Origin of the sequence: Thalassotalea litorea, from assembly GCF_005843925.1 — a bacterium.
In the GTDB taxonomy this organism is placed as follows: Bacteria; Pseudomonadota; Gammaproteobacteria; order Enterobacterales; family Alteromonadaceae; genus Thalassotalea_A; species Thalassotalea_A litorea_A.
In genome coordinates this window covers 39,603-62,601 of sequence record NZ_VCBC01000001.1, presented here as the reverse complement: position 1 = coordinate 62,601, position 22,999 = coordinate 39,603, and the positions used below count along the sequence as shown (strand labels likewise).

Below are 22,999 nucleotides of genomic sequence, written 5' to 3'. Positions count from 1 at the left end.
AAGTCTGTTTACTAGCGGGTAAACAGGCTTATTTTTTATCCTATATGTTATACAGCTCGGTTAATTTTTTCCCACAATCCAATATCACCATTTCCGACAGAGGGCTTGCATTTGGTGACGGCGTTTTTACGACCGCATATGTACAGCTCGGTCAGGTACAATGGCTGGCGCAACATATTGAACGATTGGGTAAAAGTTGCCAGCGATTGCACATCACCCCCCCTGATTTTGAGCAATTAACGTCACACCTAAAGCAAGTGTGTGCGCCGTTTCAACGAGCGACATTGAAGGTGGTGATTACCGCTGGCAGCTCCGGCAGAGGCTATGCAAGAAATCATGCGAATCCGGCCAATGTTATTGTCACAATTAACGACTACCCAGAGCACTATGATGATTGGCGTGCACAGGGTGTTCATTTAGGCGTTGCCAACACTCGCTTAGGCGTAAACCCAAGTCTGGCAGGCATAAAACATTTGAATCGTTTGGAACAGGTGTTAGTGCGCAACGAATTGGACAATCAAGCCTATGATGATTTAGTCGTTTGTGATCTCAATGGTTTTATCATTGAAACCAGCAGTTGTAATTTATTCTGGCAAATCGATAGCTGCTGGTATACGGCGGATCTGAGTAGCAGTGGCGTGAACGGATTGGTCAGGCAGCGATTGTTAAACGGCTTGGGAAACGTTAAAATTGTCCGACAAACAATCGAGCAGTTGCAGCAAGCTCACTCAATGTTTATTTGCAATGCTTTGCTGCAGATTGCCCCGGTAAGGCAGTTTTTGGACACACCGCTTTCAACAACATTAAGCCGGGAAATAAAGGAATTATTCTAATGTTGCGTTGGTTTTTGGGGCTATTTATAATTGCCGTGTTGGCGACAGTCGGACTCTATTTCAAAGTCGAACAGACCGTTGAACAACCGCTGAATATTAAGCAAATACAGCTATTTACGTTGAAAAAAGGCAGTAGTTATCACAGCTTGTTAAAACACGCGATGCAACAGCAGTGGATAGATTCCACCTGGCCTTATAAACTGTATGGCAAGGTCAACCCTCAGCTGACTCAGGTTAAAGCTGGCACCTATCAAATCAAACCTAACCTCACATTCGCGCAATTATTGGCATTGCTGGTCACGGGTCAAGAGCATCAATTCAAAATTACGTTTGTTGAAGGAAGTACGTTTAAAGAATGGCTAAAAATTCTCGTGCAGCACCCCAACATTCAGCAAACATTGCAGAATAAATCCTGGGAACAGATACAACACCAGTTTCCTGGAGCCATTCATCCAGAAGGGTTGTTTTTCCCGGATACCTACACATTCAGTCAGGGAACTCGTGATGTCGTTATCTTAAAGCAGGCGTATTCACGTATGCAAAAAGAGCTGGAAGATAGCTGGCAGCGACGCGCACAGGGTTTACCCTATGACAATGCCTATCAGGCCCTGATCATGGCTTCCATTATTGAAAAAGAGACAGCCGTTATCGCCGAACAACCGCTGATCAGCGCGGTATTTGTAAATCGCTTGCGTAAACGGATGCGATTACAAACGGATCCCACCATAATCTATGGTCTGCAAGAACGCTACACTGGCGATATTACCTACGCAAACATACGCGAAAAAACCGCGTATAACACTTATCAAATCAACGGTCTGCCACCAACACCTATTGCGATGCCAGGTAAAACGGCATTGGATGCCAGTGTCAATCCTGCCGACAGTGAATATTTATATTTTGTCAGTAAAGGCAATGGCGAGCATATATTCTCCACAAACCTGGCCGATCATAACCGCGCGGTAGATAAGTACCAAAGAGGAAAACCATGAGTCAATCTGGCAAATTTATTGTTATCGAAGGAATTGAAGGCGCAGGTAAGTCCAGCGCTATTGCTGTGATTGAACGGACATTCGCGCAATTTAACATCGATTATATTAAAACCCGTGAACCCGGTGGAACGCCGTTAGCCGAGTCATTACGAAGTCTGGTTAAATCCCCAGATTTAGAGGAAACCTTGACCCCGGAATGTGAATTGTTCCTGATGTATGCAAGCCGTTCGCAATTAATTCACAACGTGATTAAACCTGCCCTTACACTTGGGCAATGGGTGATTGGTGATCGTCACGATTTGTCTTCCCGCGCCTATCAAGGCGGCGGGCGCCAGATGGATGATAGCGTACTTGAGAGCTTAGCCAATATCACGTTGAAAGGCTTTAAGCCTGACCTGACATTATATCTGGATATTGATCCAAAAATTGGTTTGCAACGTGCAGCCAATCGTGGTGAACTCGATCGTATTGAACAGGAAAAAATTGATTTTTTCTATCGAGTGCGAGATAAATATTTGAGCTTCGCCAATCGGGATGAAAGTATCCTGGTAATTGATGCAGGCCAACCGATGCAGGATGTCCATGCTCAGATAGAGCACCGACTGCGCAGCTATTTACAGGAAAATCGTTAATTTATATGGGCGATAATACGCTTTCTCAAAAAAACTGGTTGGCACCAATAACTGAGCAATTGACTCAGTTGTTAGCGCAGCAAAAACTCCCACATGGCATTTTATTTAATGGTCATCCCGGCAGTGGCACATGGGATTTGGGTTACTGGTTGGCTCGCCAACTTCTTTGCCCTGAAAATGGTTTATGGGGGCCGGCCTGTGGTCATTGCAAAGCCTGTACATTAATTCTCGCTGGCAACCACCCGGACATTGTGCATATCGAAGCTGAAAAAGCTCACATTGGCGTGGAAAGTATTCGTAAGGCAAATCAGTTTCTGGTTAAAAAGGCGCAATTAGGTCAGAGTAAAGTCGTTATTATTCAACAAGCCGAATTAATGACTGAAGCGGCGGCGAATGCCTTATTGAAAACCCTGGAAGAGCCGACACCGTTCAGTTTTTTGTTATTAACCAGTTATGACAGTGATCGTTTATTGCCGACAATTCAATCGAGGTGTACACGGTTTGATATTCGGCCCCCGGTAGGCTCAGCATTGAAACAAAGCCTGGGAGACTCGCCGTTAATTGATGACTATGCCAATATGAGTCATTTAACACAGTTGCAGGACAAAGAGCAGGGGCAACTGTTTACCACGTTTGAAACCGTATTCAATGCCTGGCTAATGCAACCGCAACAAACCGAAGAGCTGGTCGCATTTTTAACTGAGCATTCATTCGCGTTGGGCTGGTTAATGCAACAGTTTACCGCCGCGACACGAAAGGCGTATCAATGGCAGGGGATCAGAGAGCATGAGGGCCTTGCCAAACTGAGCCAGAGCCGTCCGGATACTTTAATTCAGGCAATAACCTTGATCACCCATGCTAGCCGTCAATTGAAACAACTTACACAGGCCAATAAAAAGTTTGTGATTGAGTCCTTAGTTATTGATTTACTTAAATTGATAAGTAACAATGCAGAAAAGCGTCCGCGTTAACAGGAAGTAAAAATGACCCAAATTACCTTGGAATTTGCCAATGAAAAAGACCTGTATTTATCTTACATGCCTTTTTTAAAACAAGGCGGATTATTCATAAAGACGACCCAGCCATATGAGCTTGGTGATAGTATTTCTTTGCAGGTATTACTGCCAGGCCAAGAAGAGCATGTCACGTTGAAAACGCAGGTTTGTTGGATTACGCCTGCTGGCGCACACAATGGTACCGAGTCGGGTGTCGGTGTTGCGTTTTTAGACGATGAATTTAATGTGCGTAACCAAATTGAGACCAGTCTTGGGCGTATGTTGAACTCAAAAGAACCGACCTATACGATGTAGCCTGCGCGGCAGGTTACGTGCTAAAATTCGGTTTTTTCTGAACCGGAGCTTTTTGTGTTTATCGACTCTCATTGTCATCTCGATCGCTTGAAACTGTCTGAATTCCCCGGCGGTATCCGCGAAGTCATCGATCTTGCAAGCAAAGCCAATGTTTCCCGGATGCTTTGTGTGTCTGTAACTCTGGATGAATTTCCAGCGATGGCTGAAGCAACCAAGCCATACGAACAGGTAGACATTTCCTGTGGCACTCACCCATTAAATCAGGGCGATGAAATTGATATTGAGCGCCTGACTCAGCTAAGTAATGACCCGCGGGTAGTCGCGATCGGTGAGACCGGGCTGGATTATTTTTACGCGCCAGAAACCAAACAGGTACAGCAGGATTCTTTTCAAAAACATATCAAGGTTGCAAAGCAATTAAATAAACCTTTGATCATCCACACTCGTGATGCCCGCCAGGATACGCTGGATATCATGCGCAACGGCGGAGCCGAACAGGTTGGTGGCGTTTTACATTGTTTCACGGAAAGCTGGGAAATGGCCGAACAAGCCTTGCAAATGGGCTTTTATATCTCATTCTCTGGTATTGTCACCTTTAAAAATGCTGACGAGTTAAGAGAAGTGGCCCAAAAGGTTCCAGATGACAGGTTCTTAATCGAAACTGACGCACCTTATTTAGCCCCAGTCCCTCATCGTGGTAAACAAAACCAACCCGCGTTTGTCGTCCATGTGGCCGAACTATTGGCCGAGGTTCGTGGCCAAACCGTCGCGCAAATTGCCGAATTGTCCAGTGCCAATTACCACCGGCTTTTTCACAAGTCTTAATATTCCCCGCATTATCAATCGCCACAGATTGAGGTGCTTTAGCTAATCGTCAGGGCATTGCCGGGGGTTGATCGTTAGCAATGCCAGGTTTTCCCTGATATGGCCAGTGGCTAAGGCTTCGGGTTTTAACAAACTGAGCATATTACGACGCGCGAAGCTGCCCCGAGTGACCAGTTTTTTCTGTGGGATAGGTTCATTGATATCATAGGCAAGAGCGACGAGCTCTTTTAAGGCGGTACGTTGCGGCTCTGATGGAAAGTAGTCGTGTAACGTCTCATGGCGGGTCTTGCCTGTTTGCAGAAACCGGAATAAACATTCGCATGCCTTTTGGTATTCACCATCGTTGCAGGCTTTTATATATGCGTTTCGGTATTGTCGTCTTTGATAACGAGTCACCTGCTTATAAAACCGACCAATCGCCTGACGATTGCGAAACAGAACAATTAGTAACGAAATGATTAAAGCAACGCCAAATACTCGTTCCCAGGGAATTGTCGGTATCGGTGTTATTTGCTCATTTTTTCGGGGTTTGGCCTGCTGATTTGGATCACTTTCAATATGAATTGTGAAGCCCCTGAGTTTTCGGGTCTTAAGTCGTTTTTGGCTCGGATCCCAAAAGAAAAACTTCTGCTCTGGGATTTTATAATCGCCGGCTTGCTCGAAAATATACGTACGGGTTTGCTGACGACTACTGTTAAATTCGCCGCGTGATTGTTGATCGTTTAATACTGGCTCTTCGTCGAAAACACTGATCCCTTTGATGTCCACGTCTGTCAATTCGGGTAGCATCATTGCTGGCACCCGTTCGGCGTGCAATTCAACGTTTAGAGTGACACTGTCACCAATCTGGTAATTATTATTCTTGTTAAAGTCACTACGTTTCTTTATGCGAAACGTGTCCGTTACGACATAATGATCGACCAGCGCAAGTTGCTTTGGTTGGGACACAGAAAATTTAATGGGATCCAATTGCCAGTAACCTTCTACGGCCCCGGAATGTTCCGTATTAACGGATATAAACACGCGAATCTGCGATGATACGTATTCGCCTTCATCAAGCGGATAAATGGTGATATCTCTGGATTGTGTGGTCCAGGTAGCGCCATCAATCATCCGTGATGAATTAAATGCGAGGCCTTCAAAAGGTAAGATAATGGTATTTTCTAAATCAAATTCTTCGATGCGGGTTCCACGGGAAAACCAGCGATTCGTAGCCACTTCCACCTCAAATGTAATGGCTTGTCGGGCAATGGTTTGCGCGTCGTTCACTCGTTTTATGGTGATTTGTAGTTGGTTGGAAGCAACTAACGATTCGATGGTTTGAGTCGTGTTTTGATGATTGTCTTGCGCATCATCCTGCGCCATTGCGGTGAATGTCAACAAGGTAATAATGCATAAAACTGGCTTAATCTTCATCATCAAGACGCTCTTGATTTTCAGGTTTTGGCGGACGGTCAGTGGCATTGCCTTGCTGTAATTGCACCGCGAATTTTATTGCCAGAAATTTTGCTGGATCTTTTTGTACCTGTCGCAACCACATATTCGCCAGCTCCGGATCCTGAAGAATATCTTCAGCGCTGTATTGCTCGAGTTGCTCCACGGAAACGTTTCGTTCAGCGCCTTCTGCCGTCTGCGGGTCGTCCCCCAACTCCTTCGGGGCATCGCTATTTTCCTGTTGCTGACTTTCAGAAATCCGGTTCACCTCATCAATTATGCTTTGTACGATTTGCAGGTTTTTTTGCGCGGCTTCATTGTTGGGATATTGTTCTAGCAAAGCCTGATATACCCCTTTGGCTTTTACATACCTGCGGCCATGTGCATAGGCGTTTCCCCGGGCAAGCAAGTCCTGTGGTGAATTAAACTGGCTAAACAAATTGGCGGCGCTATCAAATTCTTCAGCACCGTAATAGCTGTAGGCTTGCCAGCGGCTATCGTTAAACTGCTCACCAGCTTTTTGATACTTTCCCATGCTGAATAGAATGGCACCTTGCTGGTCCTGGGTGAGCCATAGACTGACAAATTGTTGTGGTTTGACGCTAATATAGATGACCAATACCACCAAAAAGGCGATTAACAGGGTCTTACGCTTACTCACGATTTGTTGTTTACACCAAAGCCAATAGCGTTGCAGTCGGTGTAATAACCAACCCAGACCTTGCTCGGAATGGCTTTGAGGATCAATTACCATTGTAATGTCCACCCACGACGAAACCAGAATAAATAGCTAAATGCGATAACAAACACCAATGGGTAACCGGCATCTAGCCACGGGCGAGTGCCATCTTCAACAATCACCAGATTGTTTTCAATATAATCATTGACGGTACCGACATCCTCTTTGTTGTGACTAAATCGCACTACACGACCATTACTGGCTTTTGCGAGCTGCTCTAAAGAGTTGATCTGAAGAGGGAGGAAATTCGAGCCCGGTTTGGCTTTGACCTTGTCGTCGCCAATTGCCCAGATGATCAATTGATGCTGCTGTACCTCGAAAAAAGCCTGAAAATTTTGCTGAGCTTCACTGGAACTGCCATCCGTCATTAACAACAAAGTACCTGGAACATTTGTCGGGTTGAGTATTTGTGAGGTTAAGGGCAGAATATTGTCCGGCATTTTTCCCGCCCTGGGCATCATTTTCGGACTTAATGGTTTCATAAACTGGCGGATCATATTTCCGTCGTTAGTCAGTGGCATGACAATGTGGGCACTACCGGCATAGGCAATCAGGGCGGTATTGCTGTCGCCACGAATATCCAGTAGATCATTGACCTTTTGTTTGGCCCGTAACAATCGATTTGGTGCAAGATCACTTTGCTGCATGGTTTCAGAGACATCCACGGCAATCACAAGGCCGGCTTTGTCTTCATTAAACGGCGAGGGTACTTGCGTAAACGTCGGACCGGCTGCGACGATAATCGCCATCGTACCGACAACTGGCATAATTTTTGACGGTGAGAACCATTCAAAGTTACTGCCTTTAATCGTTAAGTGCTCCAGCACTTCGATTGACATGACTTGCTGCCAAAAATGTAAAGAATTATCCCTTTGACGCAAGGCAAAATAGAGGAAAATCAGCACCAGAAAGAGCAGTAAATATGCTGGTCGAATAAAATGAAAATTTTGCAGACTCACCCAGTCAATCATTCGCAAACTCCCGTTCTACTTTGCGCCGGTGATATAGATTGCGAATCGCGACGATGGTGAGAACCCCCATATACAATGCCAGTAAAATCACTATTGGAACAAAATGGATGCTGGTCTTTGGTCGATAGGAACGAGATGAGAATTTTTGTGGTTCCAGGGTATTTATTTGTTCATAGATGGCGTCCAACTGTTCGGCATTTACCGCTTCAAACATCTGTCCTTTGGTGGTATCTGCGATGTATTGTAGGACTTTCAAATCGATCGCTTCTTCACCAACCGTTTTGGGATCGCCAATCGCGATGGTATAGATTTTTATCTGGTAACTTGCCGCAACCTGTGCAGCATCGCGCGGTGGCACTTTAGAGCCGGTATCGTTACCATCGGTCAGTAAAATCAGCACACGCTCTTTGGTTTGGCTGTGCTCAAACACACTAATTGCTAAGCCGATGGCATCTCCTAAGGCCGTGGATTGTCCCGCCATACCAACTTCAGATTCAAAGAGCAAAGTCAGCCAGGTGTCCAAGTCCTGAGTAAAGGGCGCCTGTAAATAAGGGGCATCAGCAAACAGGATCAGGCCGAGACGATCGGCTTCTCTTTGTTCGGCAAAATCGGCCAATAGTTGTTGGACTCCGGTAAATCGATCCGTGTTGTTACCTGCAAGTGTTTGAAAGTCTTCTGTCATCATTGAGCCAGACAAATCAACAGCTATCATTAGATCCCGAGCAGATTTATCAAGCGTTATTGGCTTGCCAATATATTGTGGTTTTGCAAGTGCCGTACAGATCAAAATCCAACCACTAAGCAACAACAACTTTTGCAAAACGTAGCGATTTAAAATCACGGAGCCACTCGCGGGTTTTTCCCCCGTTAACTCAACCAGTCTTGAAAAGAACGGGACTTTCACCGAACTTTTTCGTTCTTTGTAGGCAGGCCAGAAGTAGTAGACTGCCAATGGCAATATCAATAGCGCGAAATTCCAAGGGTAAACAAACTCAATCATGACACTCACCAGAATGGAATTGTATCCATAATTGGATTTCCTGAAGCAGCTTGGTCAGTTGATGCGGATTTAAACTGTCAGCAGGGCCATACGCCAGCGCTTGCAGGTAATTTGGGCAATTGCCCAAAAAGTCTGATTGCTTACAATGATTGTCTAACCAACCCTCCCAACGCTTACTGGTGAGTCCTGCAACTTCGCTCCGGCCATAACCATGAATCGCAGTTGAGCGCAGCAACGCTGGCAGCTGTTGATAAATTTGATAGCGACTATTTACGGTATCGCGGGGAAGTGATTTGATAAAACGTAATGCTTCACGGCGATAAGCATTGCGTTTATAGTGAAGATATTGTCGATAAAGCCAGCGGCCCAACCAAATCACGATAACTCCAAAAAGCAAGTACCAGCCTGGCGTTTGCGGCCAATAATCAATCGCTGCTGGCGGTGGTGCTTCTGCTAAGTCTTTGAGAAGATAGTTGCCCCAGGGCATTTCAAATGGTGTCAATATACCCTCCCTAACGCTCGTCTGAGCTGTTGAACGGGGTCTTCAAGGGTATTAATCGGGATCAGTGGGATCCGGTATTTATTGGTAAAGTTACGATATTGGTCTAATTGACGTTGTAAATTTTCTCGAAAACGTCGTTGAGTGGTCGGGTTTTGTGAGGAAAATTGAATTTGCCATTTACCATCTGAGACAATCATTTGCGGCATGCGGGGCAAGTCTTGCTCAAGCGGGTCCGACACATGACAGGCGATAACTTCATTATGTTGGCGCAGAGTTTTTACGTAGCGTGTCGTTCTGGGATCCCAACCGTAACCATCGCTCACTAAAATTATCAACGCGTTATGTTGATTGAGAGCCGTCAATTTTTTCAACATATTGTTTAAAGAATCAAACTGACCCGCATCAGTATTGCCGGTGTTCAATTCATTATTGATTTTGCTTAGTTGATGTAAAAGTTGCGAGACATGGAGGTTACCGCGTTTGGCAGGGATCGCTTTGACCATCGAATCATTAAATATAAATGCACCGACACGATCACCACTACCGGTGATTTGCCAGGCGATAAGCGCCGATACTTCAGCGGCGATAACAGACTTCATTTTTCCTTTACTGCCGAAAAACATGGAGCTGCGTTGATCTATTGCAAGGTAGGTATTGCGCTCTTTCTCTTCAGTAAAAACTTTAACATGGGCCTTTCCGGTACGTTGCGTGACTTTCCAGTCGAGGGTACGAATATCATCGCCGGGACGGTAGTGGCGCAGTTCCTCAAAATTCAGACCACGGCCGCGCAGTCGGGATGAGTTTTTTCCGGACAATACGCTATTTACCGGCTGTTGTTCCGTGAAAGAGAAATATCTTGCCTGATATTTCAGTTTTTCAAGTTGTTGTAACGTGACGTGGATATTACTGCTGGTCATGATCACCCTCAGGCGCTCGCCACTTGTTTGAGTAATTCATTAATCACCTGATCGGCAGTAATGCCTTCCGCTAACGCTTCGTAGCTTAGTATCAAGCGATGTCGGAGCACGGAATACGCCATCGCTCGCACATGATCTGGTTCGACAAAGTCATTTTGATTTAACCAGGCGTAGGCTCGCGCGCACTTATCCAAGGCAATACTGGCACGAGGGCTCGAACCCACGTGTATCCAATCTTGCAATGGTGATTCCCGATAGCGCTCTGGGTGTCTTGTTGCCATTACCAAAGCGACAATATATTTGATCACTTCGTCGCTGACATGAAGTCGATTAATTTCCTGGCGGGCATTGAATATATGGTCGGGATCGACTCTGGAAAGCTGCTTGTCATCAGATATTTCTTCCGAGCGAACCAATGAAATAATGCTCGCTTCAGCCTCGTCATCCGGGTATTCAATATTGATTTTCATGATAAACCGATCCATCTGCGCCTCAGGAAGAGGGTAGGTGCCTTCTTGCTCAATCGGGTTTTGTGTCGCCAGAACCATAAATAGTCTAGGAAGTATGTGCGATTTGCCAGCAACGGTCACCTGGCGCTCTTCCATCGCCTCAAGCAGCGCCGCCTGAACTTTGGCTGGAGAGCGGTTGATTTCATCGGCAAGCAAAAGGTTATTGAAAATCGGGCCTTGTTGAAACGTCAGGGTAGGTTTGGAATCGACTTCCTGATAAATTTCGGTTCCAGTGATGTCAGACGGCAATAAATCTGGGGTAAACTGAACCCTGCCGAGACTCACTTGTAAGGTTTTCGCCAACGCTTTAATCGAGCGGGTTTTTGCGGTTCCAGGAAGCCCCTCTAACAGCACATTGCCATTAGTCAGAAGCGCTGTGATCAAGGTGTCAATGACATTTTCTTGACCGATTACTACCGTTTGCATTTGTTGCTTGAGCAACATAATTGCCTCGTGGGCCTGGCTCATAGGGGCACCTTTACAATGTTTAAATACAAGACCTTGTATTCGGGAACATCGCATGCCATTGCAACCCGGTTTTTTTCAGTATAAACCAAAGGTTGAATTTTTTTAGTGAAACAAATCAGTATATCGCGATATCGTCAATTTATTGTGCGCTTTGGCTGCCCGATTTTGTTAGTTTTTAGAAAAACACTCCACCCATAATTGGGTTAGCGGTTCATCTGTTGTTCCAACTGTTGAATCACTTCTGGCGTTACTAACGGGCGGAGTTGTTCAACGCATTGTTTTGCCGAATATTCCTGTTGCTGAATTTGAAACTCACAAAGTGCATATAAGTATTGAGGGTTCTGACTCAGAGTGTAGGCTTTGGACATTGCCTGTTGCGCTTGTTTCGGCTTAGTGTCTTTTAGGCTCAGGCCATATACAAATTGATATTGGGGGTTTTCGGGTTCGTCTGTCACCGCCTGGGCGAAATTATTTTGCGCGGCCAACGGTTGTTGTTGGCGGATATACGACAATCCTAGCTGATAGGAGAGGGCGGATGACGACGATACTTTGTTTTTACCTTGTTCTAATATGTTGATTACCTTAGTTTCATCACGCAGTTGTCGATAGACTTCAGACAGGTTCAAATAACTATTCGCATAATTGGGTTCGGTCTGGATCGCCTGTTGGTAGGTTTGTTCCGCTTTCGATAAATTTCCCTGATAAGCGTATAGGTTGGCAAGGTTGGTTAATGCAAAACCGCGGTCGGCATTATAGGACTGTACCTGAACATAATCATCAAGTGCTGCCTGCATTTTGGTTTGCTGATCCTTTGTCAATTGCTGCCAGTTGGAAAGCAACGCTCGGGCTACTTCTATCCGTACCACCAACACCGGGTCATCAATCAATGGCGACAGTAATCGCCAGCGTGCGTTAATCGGTAGGTTTTCAGTACCTCTGACGGCTCCTGTGCGAACCCAGGTATTTTTGGACTTTAAGCCACGGGATATCGCAACCAGAGTATTATTATCGGCAACAGTAGCACTACGTTGTAAGGCCGATGCTCGAATGATAGCGGGATAATTCACATCTTGAGCGATTTTTGATAGCCAGGTCGCCGATTGTGGATAGCCAATCTCCGCCCCTAAAAAGGCAGGGCCAAATTCCTGAGCCTGTTGCGATTGATTTTCGCCCCATGTCGCAACCTGAGAAATACTCCATTCACTCGATTTTTCATTATGGCAAGAAAGACAGACATCAGGGGTTTGCAGGTTTGCCGATTGTTGCGGGTTTGGCACATGCCATCGGTGGTCGCGTCGGGGATCAATTTGCATATACGTCGTTTGCGGCATATGACAATCAACACACTGACTGCCTTCGAGAGAATCAGGATGATTGTGATGAGTTGGCGTATCATAACTTTCCGCCAGATGACATTGATTGCACAGCGCATTGCCTTCGACCAGTAATTCACCGCTATGGGGTTGATGGCAATTGGTACAAACCACGCCTTGTTGATGCATTTTCGATTGCAGGTAGGAGCCATACACATAGACTTCATCATAAATCTGTCCATCGGGATGGTACGCACCGGGTTCAACCAGATTGAGTAGGTATTTATCACCAAGCTCATTGGTCTGAATGTGATCCTTATCCCCTAATTGTAATCGGCGACTATGGCATTGTGCACATACTAATGTTTGCTTACTGGAATCTGCATTGTCAGCCCTAACCGGTTGTAAAATTGCTGAATTTTCTCTTGGCTTCCATTGGCTTACTAACTTGTGCAAACTTCTGTCAAAGCCTTTAAATTGTTTGTGGGTGATGTTCGCCGATGCAGATTTGTTGCTGACAAACTGGACATGTTCAGCCCCAGGACCGTGGCAGGCTTCGCAGCCAACGCTGATTTCCGCAAAAGACGTGTTGTAACTGTCAGTTTCAGCTTGATAATTTTTTTTGATATCGGTTGAATGACAATCGGCGCACATGTAGTTCCAGTTCTGACCCTGATTGGTCCAGAAAAACTCATGTTTGGGATCTAGAGCCTGCGGGTACAGGTGAAACCAGCGCTTGCCACCGGTATCTTTTTCCCGGCTATCCCAAGCAAAAGGGATAAGTTGAATCTTGCCCTGACCAATATCAACCATGTATTGCTGCAAGGGGTACACACCAAATGTGTAAAGTATTTGATAACTTTGAAATTTACCTTCGGCATCTTTGATCCGGGCATAATAGTTATCGTCCTGCTGATAAAAACGATAAGTCTCATCGTTAAATTCAATTTTTGCATCGGCAAAGTCCCCTAATACCGATGTGCTATCCGCGTGGGCCATTGCTTTAGCATGGTGCGAGCCTTGCCAATCGGTAAAGGCTTGTTTATGACAGTTTTGACAGGCTTCAGAGCCAATGTATTGGTCTGATTTGGCGGCAACGATGCCAGAGAATAGGACGTTTAACAGGCAAGCTAATATAAGTACCCGCATCAGGGGCTGACGATTGATATTGTTTAAACGGGCTTGCAAGATTGTAAGGTTCGCGATATCCATAATGCCAATGCGCAGTTTGTCTCACGCATCGAATGTCCTGTTAACTTGTTGTTTTCAATAAAGCTTAGAACAAAAACACAGTCAAAGTAAGACCTAATGAGTAATTTTTAATCGATTGTGTTTTGTCCTGTGTCGTGAAAAGGGTATGCAACTGTGTACTTAGCTCAACGGCTCGCAAGCAAATATAAAGGCGGTTAGGGAATGTCGGAATATCGAGTGGCATATTGCGACGAAGTACTTCGAATTACACACGTGCATCAAACCGTCCATGTGATGCAGTGTACCTACATCCTTTCAGGCAAAAAAAAGGCCCGATACGATAAACGTTTCGGGCTCAGGGGAATGGCTCATCAGGAATGAGCCTGCGCTAATAAATCTTTACTTAACTGTTAGAGAAACGATGTTTAGCACGACCATTTCTCAAGTAATTTGTTACATGAATTAATAAGCATAGTGTAATTTTTAATAAATGCTAATATTTTGTTAAAAAAATATCCACAAGGTGTTACCGGCTGAAAATGCAGGAAACAAAGACCTGCAGTATATCCTTGCAAAAATAAACGTCGCATCTATTGATCTAGATCACAATATGTTCACAATTTATTCACAACTTTTGTGTGAAAATTCATTTTATCGACGTCCTGGTATTTACCATTCATGACAATGACACTTTCAATCTAGACATTTAATCCGCGGTAATGATCGCCTGTTGTATTTCGAAACCGTGAAGTACGTGCGTTTGCTGGCGGCATTTGGCACAGCGATTGTTGTTCATTACCCCCTCACTATTGTTCATTCGTGCTCTGGTAGGATTGTCGACACCTAGTGTCGACAATCCTGACGACATCTAGTTGACAACCGCTAAATATTAGTCGAGAATCAACTCTGCTTTATAAATTGTCGACAATTGGAGTGATTTTGACTCAGGAAAGCATACAGTCTTTGGTAAATAACCCCACCAAAACTCAAGCCGTAACTACGGCAGACAAAGTTTTTGAACAAATCCAGTACGCTATCGTTGAAGGTCATATTGCCGCAGGTAGCAAAATTAGTGAGCCGGAACTCGCCAAACAATATCAGGTTTCTCGTTCTACCCTTAGAGAGGCTCTGAATCGACTTGAAAAATGTCATTTGATTCATCGCAAGGCAAATGTCGGCAGTCGGGTCGTTGAATGCACGGTTCAAGGATTGTTGGAAATTTATCTGGTTCGAGAGGCGCTTGAAGGCATGGCCTGTCGGCTTGCCGCTGCAAGTATGACGGATCAGGAAATATCCGATCTTCAGGATGTGTTAACGACGCATGGTAATAGCCAGTCCGTGCAACAAGGTGTGGCCTATTATCAGGAAGAAGGGGATTTAGACTTTCACTATCGAGTGATTCAAGGATCGCATAATCAACAACTGATTAATATTTTATGTGGTGAGCTCTACCATTTAGTCCGCATGTATCGTTGCCAGTTTGGGATGAATTCGCCACGAGCCAGTCGCGCGTTTATTGAACATCAGGCCATATTAACGGCCATCGCTGATCGGGATGGTGAGTTGGCCGAAATGCTGATGCGACGCCATATTGCGGCATCAAGAAAAAACATCGAGAACAAATTACAGCTAGAAGGAAAATTATAATGGCAAATCGACTTTCGCCGGGCGCGAAATTTAGACAAGCATTAGCCGCCAATCAACCGCTGCAAATCGTAGGGACGATTAACGCCTACTGCGCAATGATGGCACAACAATTAGGCCATCAGGCGATTTATTTATCGGGTGGTGGGGTTGCTAATGCATCTTATGGTTTACCGGATCTTGGTATGACCTCGCTCAATGATGTGGTCGCCGACGTTCAGCGCATCACCAGTGCATGCGATTTACCTTTGATGGTTGATATTGATACGGGTTGGGGCGGTGCATTTAATATCGCCAAAACCATTCGCGATATGGAAAAGGCTGGCGCCGCTGCGGTGCATTTGGAAGATCAGGTTGCGCAAAAACGCTGTGGCCATCGTCCTAATAAAGAAATCGTGTCAACCGCTGAGATGGTTGATCGCATTAAAGCGGCAGTCGATGCACGTAGCGATCGTGACTTTTTTATTATGGCCCGCACTGACTCTTTTGCTCAGGAAGGTCTGGAAGCGGCAATAGAACGTGCTAAGGCCTATGTTGCTGCTGGTGCCGATGGTATTTTTGCAGAAGCGGTACAAACAGAAGAACACTACCGAGCGTTTTCCGAAGCACTGAATGTGCCAATTTTGGCCAATATTACCGAGTTTGGAAAAACCGAGTTGTGGAACAAAGAGCAACTTGGCGAATGGGGGTGCGCGATGGTGCTTTATCCATTGTCTGCGTTTCGCGCCATGAACAAGGCTGCGGAATTGGTTTACAAGACGCTGCTGGCGGACGGTGACCAAAAAGCGGTAATCGACACCATGCAAACGCGCATGGATTTATATGATTACCTCGGGTACCACGATTACGAACAGAAATTGGATTCACTCTTTGCTAAAGGCAAAAATAAATAAAAACAAAGTCAGCAACAGAGTCCAATTTTTGATTAATTATCCCGCTTTTTAGCAGGCGGGCTTCGATAAGTGATAACAACAAGATACAAAAACGGGAAGATAATTATGGTCGACAAGAAATTAGCTGGCGCAGGATTACGCGGTCAAAGTGCCGGAGAAACAAAACTGTGTACAGTCGGTAAATCCGGTACAGGGTTAACCTACGGTGGTTACGATGTTTCCGATTTGGCTGAGAATGCTACGTTTGAAGAAGTGGCTTTCCTATTGTTTAATGGCGAATTGCCGAATAAGAGTCAACTACAAGCATACAAATCTGAGCTGCAACCTATGCGCGATCTGCCGCAGGCATTAAAAGAAGTGCTGCAACGGATCCCAAAAGACACGCATCCGATGGATGTGATGCGCACCGGTTGTTCTTTTTTAGGGAACCTGGAGCCGGAACTTGATTTTAGTGAGCAAAATCGCGCCGCTAACCGTCTCTTGGCGGCATTTCCTGCGATCATGACCTACTGGTATCGATATTCACATCAAGGTGTGGAAATCGACTGTGTAACGGATGAAGACACGATAGGCGGTCACTTCCTTAAATTATTGACTGGCAAAACCCCCTCTGAGCTGCACCGTCGTGTTATCGATGTTTCATTAATTCTCTATGCTGAGCATGAATTTAACGCTTCGACCTTTACCGCTCGAGTCTGTGCCTCAACGCTATCGGATATGTTTTCCTGTGTCACCGGTGCGATTGGCTCGTTACGTGGGCCATTGCATGGCGGCGCCAATGAAGCGGCGATGGATATGATCCAAACCTTTAAATCGCCAGCAGATGCCAAGATTCAAATGGCGGGTATGCTTGAACGCAAAGAAAAGATCATGGGCTTTGGTCACGCGGTTTATCGCACCAGCGATCCACGAAATGTGATTATCAAGCAGTGGTCAGAAAAACTGGCGGAAGAATATGGTGACAGTAGCCTTTATGATATTTCCGTGGCCTGCGAAGAATATATGTGGGATAGCAAAAAGCTGTTTTGCAATGCCGATTTTTTCCATGCATCGGCCTATCACTTTATGGGAATTCCAACCAAGTTGTTTACGCCGATATTTGTCTGCTCAAGATTAACCGGTTGGGCAGCTCATGTGATGGAACAACGGGACAATAATCGCATTATTCGCCCAAGTGCCGATTATATTGGCCCAGAGCCTCGTACAGTCACGCCAATCGATGAACGATAACGCTGCGATCAAGCTTGATTTTGCGTAATTAAACGCAGTATCAAGCAACACCTGTCTGGGGAAGCGGTTGTTTCCCCAACATTTCTAATTTCTTGTGGATATTGATATGAATTACCAATTCCGAAAACCTTTACCCAATGCCAATATTGACTTTTTTGATAGCAAAGAAGCGATTGAAACGTTAAAACCCGGCAGTTATGCCACTTTACCGTATACCTCAAAAATACTTGCAGAGCAGTTGGTTCGTAAATGCGATCCAGACATTCTGAACGATTGTTTGTTACAGATCATCGAAAGAAAACGCGATTTGGACTTTCCCTGGTACCCGGCACGTGTCGTTTGTCACGATATCTTAGGGCAAACCGCGCTGGTCGATCTTGCTGGGTTGCGAGATGCGATTGCATTAAAAGGCGGTGATCCGGCCAAGGTAAACCCTGTGGTCCCCACCCAGTTGATCGTCGATCACTCGTTGGCGGTAGAAGCACCGGGGTTTGACCCCCAGGCGTTTGATAAAAACCGGGCAATTGAAGATAGACGTAATGAAGATAGATTTCACTTTATCGAATGGACAAAAACCGCCTTTGAAAATGTCGATGTGATCCCCGCAGGCAATGGCATCATGCACCAGATCAATCTGGAAAAAATGTCGCCGGTTATTCAAGCCCGAGATGGTGTCGCTTTCCCGGATACCTGTGTTGGTACCGACTCCCATACCCCCCACGTAGATGCCTTAGGGGTTATTGCGATTGGTGTTGGTGGTCTGGAAGCTGAAACGGTGATGTTAGGGCGTCCTTCGATGATGCGTTTACCGGACATTGTCGGGGTGAAGCTTACCGGAAAGCGCCAACCAGGCATTACGGCAACCGATATTGTTTTGGCCATTACCGAGTTTTTGCGCAACGAACGAGTCGTTTCCACCTATCTGGAGTTTTTCGGTGACGGCGCTCGTCAACTTACCATTGGCGATCGTGCGACGATTTCGAATATGACCCCGGAGTTTGGTGCATCGGCTGGCATGTTCTATATCGATGAGCAAACCATCGATTATCTAACCCTGACCGGTCGTGAACCCGAGCAGATCGCACTGGTCGAAAACTATGCCAAAACCATGGGGTTATGGGCCGATGATATGACCGGCGCCCAATACGAGCGGGTGCTTGAGTTTGACTTGTCCAGTGTTGTTCGCAATATGGCAGGTCCTTCTAACCCACATCGTCGCCTGCCAACCTCGGCGTTGGCAGAACGGCAGATCGCCTGCGAATGGCAACAACCGGATCTCGATAACTGGCAAGGGAATATGCCAGATGGCGCTTGTATTATTGCGGCAATTACCAGTTGTACCAATACCTCAAACCCTCGCAATGTCATTGCCGCGGCGCTTGTCGCCAAACGCGCCAATGAGTTGGGGTTGGTGCGCAAACCTTGGGTTAAAACCTCATTTGCTCCGGGCTCTAAAGTCATAAAATTGTATCTGGAAGAAGCGGGCTTACTCACAGAATTAGAACAGCTCGGCTTCGGTATTGTTGGCTATGCCTGTACAACCTGTAATGGTATGTCCGGTGCCCTAGATCCAAAAATACAACAGGAAGTGATTGAACGGGACTTATATTCCACCGCAGTCTTATCGGGGAATCGTAATTTTGATGGTCGTATTCACCCTTATGCGAAACAGGCCTTTTTGGCGTCTCCGCCGCTGGTCGTCGCCTATGCAATTGCCGGAACCATTCGATTTGATATTGAGCAGGATGTATTAGGGACTGATGATGCTGGCAACGACATACGCTTAAAAGACATCTGGCCAAGTGATGCAGAGATTGATGCCATTGTCTGCCGTGCGGTGAAACCCGAGCAGTTCAAAAAAGTGTACCAGCCTATGTTCGAAATTCGCAATGTCGACAGTGCCGAAAGCCCCTTATACGATTGGCGAGACATGAGTACTTATATTCGCCGTCCACCCTATTGGCAAGGGGCATTAGCCAAAGAACGCATGATGCGAGGTATGCGTCCGTTGGCGGTGTTGGGGGATAATATTACCACCGATCACTTGTCGCCATCCAACGCGATTCTGGCGTCATCTGCGGCGGGCGAGTACCTGGCGAAAATGGGCTTGCCGGAAGAAGATTTTAATTCCTATGCAACTCACCGAGGCGATCACTTAACGGCGCAGCGTGCAACCTTTGCCAACCCAAAACTGCTAAATGAAATGGTGCGCGATAACAACGGTGAAATCATACAGGGGTCGTTGGCACGTATTGAACCTGAAGGGCGACAATTACGAATGTGGGAAGCCATCGAAACCTATATGGAACGTGCGCAGCCGTTAATTATCATCGCAGGCGCGGATTATGGTCAGGGATCTTCTCGTGACTGGGCCGCGAAAGGCGTTCGGCTTGCTGGCGTAGAGGTGATTGTCGCCGAAGGGTTTGAGCGAATTCATCGCACGAATTTGGTGGGAATGGGGGTGTTACCGCTGGAATTTACAGCCCATGAGACTCGCCATACTTATGGCATTGATGGCAGTGAAACTTTTGATGTGACAGGTACACCAGCACCAGGCGCACGGATGACGGTACTTATGACCCGCAATAATGGCGAAACAGTTGAGATCCCTGTGACATGTCGGCTTGATACTGCAGAAGAAGTCTCGGTGTATGGTGCCGGCGGGGTATTACAAAAGTTTGCCGATGATTTTTTGAGCTCTAATACCTAGAGGTTCGTCAAGCGTGGCACTGCGAATGCTATATCTATCGTAATTGGCAAGGGTCACGCTGACAATAATTACAGGAGAGATTGATGACTCATCTTCCACAAATAAAAATTCCAGCCACCTATATGCGCGGCGGTACCAGTAAAGGTGTATTTTTCAATTTGAAAGATTTACCGCAAGCGGCACAACAGGCAGGCGCGGCCCGCGACGCGTTATTGCTGCGGGTAATTGGCAGCCCAGATCCTTACCAGAAACAGACTGACGGAATGGGGGGCGCGACGTCAAGTACCAGTAAAACCGTGATCCTCTCGCCGAGTGCTAAACCGGATCATGACGTTGACTATCTATTTGGCCAGGTGGCCATTGATAAACCTTTCGTTGACTGGAGTGGCAATTGCGGTAATTTGACCGCAGCGGTTGGCGCTTTTGCCATTGAACAAGGCATGTTGAGCGCATCCGCAATTCCCGAGAATGGCGTCGTTAAAGTCCGTATTTGGCAGGTAAATATAGAAAAAACCATCATTGCTCATGTGCCAGTGAGTAATTATCAGGTTCAGGAAACCGGTGATTTTGAACTCGATGGTGTAACGTTTGCTGCAGCGGAAGTCGTGATCGATTTTATTGACCCTGCGGCGAAAGACGGTTCTTTATTTCCAACCGATAATCTCGCAGACACCTTGTCGGTTCCTGATATTGGCAGCTTTGATGCGACGTTTATTAATGCCGGTATTCCGACCATTTTCATTCCGGCAGAGCAATTGGGTTTTTTGGGCACAGAACTCCAAGATGATATTAATAATGATGACGCGTTATTAGCACGGCTAGAAACCATCAGAGCACATGGTGCCATGAAAATGGGGTTAATTTCATCACTCGATGAAGCCAAAGTCAGACAGCATACGCCAAAACTGGCATTTGTGGCATCGCCTGCAACGTATGTTGCCTCCAGCGGTAAAACCATTACCGCTCAATCCATTGATATTTTGGTTCGTGCATTGTCGATGGGAAAACTACATCATGCAATGATGGGTACAGCGGCGGTCGCGATCGGTACCGCAGCGGCCATTCCAGGTACGATTGTCGCCAACGCATTATCGCAAAATAGTGCCGATTCCGTGGTGTTTGGACATCCGTCAGGCACACTTAAGGTTGGCGCTAGTACCTCCGTAAATGAGGGGGACTGGCAAGTTCACGCAGTTTCCATGAGTCGCAGCGCTCGAGTTCTTATGGAAGGGCAGGTTCGGATCCCCGGGCAAGTCATGACAAGCATAACCGACTGAGCGTGGCTAAACGCAGAACCTAATGGCAGGAATTATCCTGCCTTTTAATTTTATAAGTTAATGATTTTTTAACGGATTACCTTGTCTAAGGCGGCAATTGTCAGCTAAATTAAAAGGATACAGTAATAAAAAATCAATCGAGTATGAAAGCAATTCTTGGCAGCCTGTTTGTGCTGTTTTCTTTGGCAACACAGGCCGCACAACTAACCATCCCTGATACCTTTGAAGTTCTGTCTGTCGATGGCGAAGAACAAAGCAAATCCTATTTTACTAAGGAAACGACACTGGACTTAGCGTCTGGTAAGCATGCGGTACAAATTCAATATCGCGAAATGTTTGAGCATGATACCGAAGATCATCATGAAACGGTTCGCTCTGCGCCATTTGTGTTGATATTTACCGTTAATGGCAATGATGCGCTGCAGTTAAATCACCCGCAACAGTTAGGGATAGAGGCTGCCAGAGCGTATGCGAAATCGCCACAGGTTAAGTTGGTTGATGCCAATGGGGATCCGGTAAGGGCTGAGCAATTGTCACAAAAACAATATCAACAAGACCTGATGTCATTGCAACAACAAAAGCGTCAACAAGTGGTTAAGCAGAGCTTAAGTGATGATCCTGGGGAGTTTCGACCGCACGGGCCAGATACGGTCGAAATGCTTGAATACTGGTGGGAGCTCGCCACCGATAGTGAACGCCAGGAGTTTATCCGATATCTACAGGAGGAGCACAAATGAAACAAATTCTGATATTCATCATTGTCGCAACCTTGTTTTCAAGTCTTGTCCATGGTCAGTCTAACCAAGGCGCAAATCTTGGTGGTATTGAGGTGATTGGTAAAGGGGAGGTCGTCGTTAAACCCGATACGTTTATTTTTACGATCACCATTAGTGAGCGCTCCAAAACGGCGAATGAAGCGAAAAGTATCGTTGATAAAAAATCCCGAGAACTTTTGTCTCTGGCCGATACATTGTACATCGCCGATAAAGACATAGAATCATCTCAACTGCGAATTCGACCGATATTTGCTTCGGAAACGCCTCACCCGGTCGCTGCTACTGCCGAGGGAGAGCAAAATCCTCAACAACAACCCGGTTTGATTGAAGTCGCCCGCAATATAACCTTTACTCTGTTAAACTTTAATCACTATGATCAATTGTTAGAAAAAGGGATCCAGCTTGGTGTCTCAAGTGTTTCTCGATTGCGCTACGAAGTCAGCCGTGCGGACTATTTTTACCAGCAGGCTCTGGATGCCGCCATCGATGATGCCAAAATTAAGGCGCGTCGTATTGCCAAACAAGCGAATATATCCTTAGGGCCGGTGGTCTATTTGAAAGAGTCTGAAAGCTTTGCACCACGGCGCGTGTATGGCATGACAGCAGACGCGCCAAACTATCAGTCAATCCCCGCGGAGCAACAAATATCGGCGCAGGTGCGATTGATATTTGAGATAAACTAAGCTTTATTCGATAATTTACAACTAATGCTTTAACTTGGCTGAGTTACAGGGTATGTTATGCGCTTTTCTACTGGGCTGTTTACCCTTTACGACAATATCTGTGCAATTCGCTCAATATTTGACTCAAAGGACAAACTTACCCTGACAACG

The 22,999-nt window shown here is 46.0% G+C and carries 21 protein-coding genes; 13 read left to right on the top strand and 8 right to left on the bottom strand.

What is annotated here, in order from left to right:
• Nucleotides 1-44: 44 nt before the first annotated feature.
• Genes pabC through FE810_RS00225 form a run of 6 tightly spaced genes read left to right on the top strand, consistent with a single transcriptional unit; the run spans nt 45 to nt 4,592 of the window.
• Nucleotides 45-833 (top strand): aminodeoxychorismate lyase, encoded by a 789-nt coding sequence (gene pabC, locus FE810_RS00250; protein ID WP_138318027.1) that lies wholly within the window; start codon nt 45-47, stop codon nt 831-833.
• Nucleotides 833-1,825 (top strand): endolytic transglycosylase MltG, encoded by a 993-nt coding sequence (gene mltG / locus FE810_RS00245; RefSeq protein WP_138318026.1) that lies wholly within the window; start codon nt 833-835, stop codon nt 1,823-1,825. The genes pabC and mltG overlap by 1 nt, the downstream gene beginning before the upstream one ends.
• On the top strand, nt 1,822-2,457 hold the full coding sequence (gene tmk, locus FE810_RS00240) for a dTMP kinase (protein WP_138318025.1): 636 nt from the start codon (nt 1,822-1,824) through the stop codon (nt 2,455-2,457). Before mltG ends, tmk begins: the two co-directional genes overlap by 4 nt.
• Nucleotides 2,458-2,462: 5 nt before the next feature.
• Nucleotides 2,463-3,428, top strand: coding sequence for a DNA polymerase III subunit delta' (gene holB / locus FE810_RS00235; RefSeq protein ID WP_138318024.1), 966 nt, complete (start codon nt 2,463-2,465; stop codon nt 3,426-3,428).
• 12 nt (nt 3,429-3,440) lie between these two features.
• Nucleotides 3,441-3,767 (top strand): PilZ domain-containing protein, encoded by a 327-nt coding sequence (locus FE810_RS00230; protein WP_138318023.1) that lies wholly within the window; start codon nt 3,441-3,443, stop codon nt 3,765-3,767.
• A gap of 54 nt (nt 3,768-3,821) precedes the next feature.
• Nucleotides 3,822-4,592 carry a TatD family hydrolase gene (locus FE810_RS00225; RefSeq protein ID WP_138318022.1) on the top strand — a complete coding sequence of 257 codons (771 nt, stop codon included), beginning with the start codon at nt 3,822-3,824 and terminating at the stop codon, nt 4,590-4,592.
• Nucleotides 4,593-4,634: 42 nt separating this feature from the next.
• Here the strand turns inward: FE810_RS00225 and FE810_RS00220 are convergent, their stop codons facing one another.
• From FE810_RS00220 to FE810_RS00185, 8 genes are all read right to left on the bottom strand, one after another.
• Complete coding sequence (locus FE810_RS00220; RefSeq protein WP_171022163.1) at nt 4,635-6,011, bottom strand: BatD family protein; 1,377 nt, start codon at nt 6,009-6,011, stop codon at nt 4,635-4,637.
• A complete protein-coding gene (locus FE810_RS00215) occupies nt 5,998-6,780 on the bottom strand; it encodes a tetratricopeptide repeat protein (protein ID WP_138318020.1) in 783 nt (260 codons plus the stop codon). Before FE810_RS00215 ends, FE810_RS00220 begins: the two co-directional genes overlap by 14 nt.
• Nucleotides 6,774-7,736 carry a VWA domain-containing protein gene (locus FE810_RS00210; protein ID WP_138318019.1) on the bottom strand — a complete coding sequence of 321 codons (963 nt, stop codon included), beginning with the start codon at nt 7,734-7,736 and terminating at the stop codon, nt 6,774-6,776. Before FE810_RS00210 ends, FE810_RS00215 begins: the two co-directional genes overlap by 7 nt.
• Nucleotides 7,729-8,736: a vWA domain-containing protein gene (locus FE810_RS00205; protein WP_138318018.1), complete on the bottom strand. Its 1,008-nt coding sequence runs from the start codon at nt 8,734-8,736 to the stop codon at nt 7,729-7,731. Before FE810_RS00205 ends, FE810_RS00210 begins: the two co-directional genes overlap by 8 nt.
• Nucleotides 8,729-9,238 (bottom strand): DUF4381 domain-containing protein, encoded by a 510-nt coding sequence (locus tag FE810_RS00200; protein ID WP_138318017.1) that lies wholly within the window; start codon nt 9,236-9,238, stop codon nt 8,729-8,731. The genes FE810_RS00205 and FE810_RS00200 overlap by 8 nt, the downstream gene beginning before the upstream one ends.
• On the bottom strand, nt 9,235-10,155 hold the full coding sequence (locus tag FE810_RS00195) for a DUF58 domain-containing protein (RefSeq protein ID WP_138318016.1): 921 nt from the start codon (nt 10,153-10,155) through the stop codon (nt 9,235-9,237). Before FE810_RS00195 ends, FE810_RS00200 begins: the two co-directional genes overlap by 4 nt.
• Nucleotides 10,156-10,163: 8 nt before the next feature.
• Nucleotides 10,164-11,132 (bottom strand): AAA family ATPase, encoded by a 969-nt coding sequence (locus FE810_RS00190; protein ID WP_138318015.1) that lies wholly within the window; start codon nt 11,130-11,132, stop codon nt 10,164-10,166.
• A gap of 203 nt (nt 11,133-11,335) precedes the next feature.
• Complete coding sequence (locus tag FE810_RS00185; RefSeq protein WP_138318014.1) at nt 11,336-13,657, bottom strand: multiheme c-type cytochrome; 2,322 nt, start codon at nt 13,655-13,657, stop codon at nt 11,336-11,338.
• A gap of 918 nt (nt 13,658-14,575) precedes the next feature.
• On the opposite strand from FE810_RS00185, the gene FE810_RS00180 reads away from it, so the two are divergent.
• The 7 genes from FE810_RS00180 (at nt 14,576) to FE810_RS00150 (ending at nt 22,849) form a co-directional block, all read left to right on the top strand.
• Entirely contained in the window at nt 14,576-15,283 is a 708-nt protein-coding gene (locus FE810_RS00180) for a GntR family transcriptional regulator (RefSeq protein WP_246036815.1), read from the top strand.
• Entirely contained in the window at nt 15,283-16,173 is an 891-nt protein-coding gene (gene prpB, locus FE810_RS00175) for a methylisocitrate lyase (protein WP_138318013.1), read from the top strand. The genes FE810_RS00180 and prpB overlap by 1 nt, the downstream gene beginning before the upstream one ends.
• Nucleotides 16,174-16,278: 105 nt before the next feature.
• Nucleotides 16,279-17,403, top strand: coding sequence for a bifunctional 2-methylcitrate synthase/citrate synthase (prpC, locus tag FE810_RS00170; RefSeq protein ID WP_138318012.1), 1,125 nt, complete (start codon nt 16,279-16,281; stop codon nt 17,401-17,403).
• A 106-nt stretch (nt 17,404-17,509) separates the two neighbouring features.
• Nucleotides 17,510-20,113, top strand: coding sequence for a Fe/S-dependent 2-methylisocitrate dehydratase AcnD (gene acnD, locus FE810_RS00165; protein WP_138318011.1), 2,604 nt, complete (start codon nt 17,510-17,512; stop codon nt 20,111-20,113).
• An 83-nt stretch (nt 20,114-20,196) separates the two neighbouring features.
• Nucleotides 20,197-21,390, top strand: coding sequence for a 2-methylaconitate cis-trans isomerase PrpF (prpF, locus tag FE810_RS00160; RefSeq protein ID WP_138318010.1), 1,194 nt, complete (start codon nt 20,197-20,199; stop codon nt 21,388-21,390).
• Between the two features lie 143 nt (nt 21,391-21,533).
• The gene (locus FE810_RS00155) at nt 21,534-22,127 is read left to right on the top strand and encodes a DUF2057 domain-containing protein (protein ID WP_138318009.1); all 594 of its coding nucleotides are present in this window, start codon (nt 21,534-21,536) and stop codon (nt 22,125-22,127) included.
• Nucleotides 22,124-22,849 (top strand): SIMPL domain-containing protein, encoded by a 726-nt coding sequence (locus tag FE810_RS00150; protein WP_138318008.1) that lies wholly within the window; start codon nt 22,124-22,126, stop codon nt 22,847-22,849. The genes FE810_RS00155 and FE810_RS00150 overlap by 4 nt, the downstream gene beginning before the upstream one ends.
• The last annotated feature ends 150 nt before the right edge of the window (nt 22,850-22,999 follow it).

Bases quoted from the DNA above. Each gene is read 5' to 3' on its own strand.
- FE810_RS00230 (WP_138318023.1), top strand. From the start codon at position 3,441: ATGACCCAAATTACCTTGGAATTTGCCAATGAAAAAGACCTGTATTTA.
- FE810_RS00190 (WP_138318015.1), bottom strand. From the start codon at position 11,132: ATGAGCCAGGCCCACGAGGCAATTATGTTGCTCAAGCAACAAATGCAA.
- pabC (WP_138318027.1), top strand. From the start codon at position 45: ATGTTATACAGCTCGGTTAATTTTTTCCCACAATCCAATATCACCATT.
- FE810_RS00195 (WP_138318016.1), bottom strand. From the start codon at position 10,155: ATGACCAGCAGTAATATCCACGTCACGTTACAACAACTTGAAAAACTG.
- mltG (WP_138318026.1), top strand. From the start codon at position 833: ATGTTGCGTTGGTTTTTGGGGCTATTTATAATTGCCGTGTTGGCGACA.
- FE810_RS00155 (WP_138318009.1), top strand. From the start codon at position 21,534: ATGAAAGCAATTCTTGGCAGCCTGTTTGTGCTGTTTTCTTTGGCAACA.
- FE810_RS00185 (WP_138318014.1), bottom strand. From the start codon at position 13,657: ATGGATATCGCGAACCTTACAATCTTGCAAGCCCGTTTAAACAATATC.
- FE810_RS00220 (WP_171022163.1), bottom strand. From the start codon at position 6,011: ATGATGAAGATTAAGCCAGTTTTATGCATTATTACCTTGTTGACATTC.
- FE810_RS00205 (WP_138318018.1), bottom strand. From the start codon at position 8,736: ATGATTGAGTTTGTTTACCCTTGGAATTTCGCGCTATTGATATTGCCA.
- FE810_RS00150 (WP_138318008.1), top strand. From the start codon at position 22,124: ATGAAACAAATTCTGATATTCATCATTGTCGCAACCTTGTTTTCAAGT.
- FE810_RS00215 (WP_138318020.1), bottom strand. From the start codon at position 6,780: ATGGTAATTGATCCTCAAAGCCATTCCGAGCAAGGTCTGGGTTGGTTA.
- FE810_RS00210 (WP_138318019.1), bottom strand. From the start codon at position 7,736: ATGATTGACTGGGTGAGTCTGCAAAATTTTCATTTTATTCGACCAGCA.
- holB (WP_138318024.1), top strand. From the start codon at position 2,463: ATGGGCGATAATACGCTTTCTCAAAAAAACTGGTTGGCACCAATAACT.
- prpB (WP_138318013.1), top strand. From the start codon at position 15,283: ATGGCAAATCGACTTTCGCCGGGCGCGAAATTTAGACAAGCATTAGCC.
- prpC (WP_138318012.1), top strand. From the start codon at position 16,279: ATGGTCGACAAGAAATTAGCTGGCGCAGGATTACGCGGTCAAAGTGCC.
- tmk (WP_138318025.1), top strand. From the start codon at position 1,822: ATGAGTCAATCTGGCAAATTTATTGTTATCGAAGGAATTGAAGGCGCA.
- prpF (WP_138318010.1), top strand. From the start codon at position 20,197: ATGACTCATCTTCCACAAATAAAAATTCCAGCCACCTATATGCGCGGC.
- acnD (WP_138318011.1), top strand. From the start codon at position 17,510: ATGAATTACCAATTCCGAAAACCTTTACCCAATGCCAATATTGACTTT.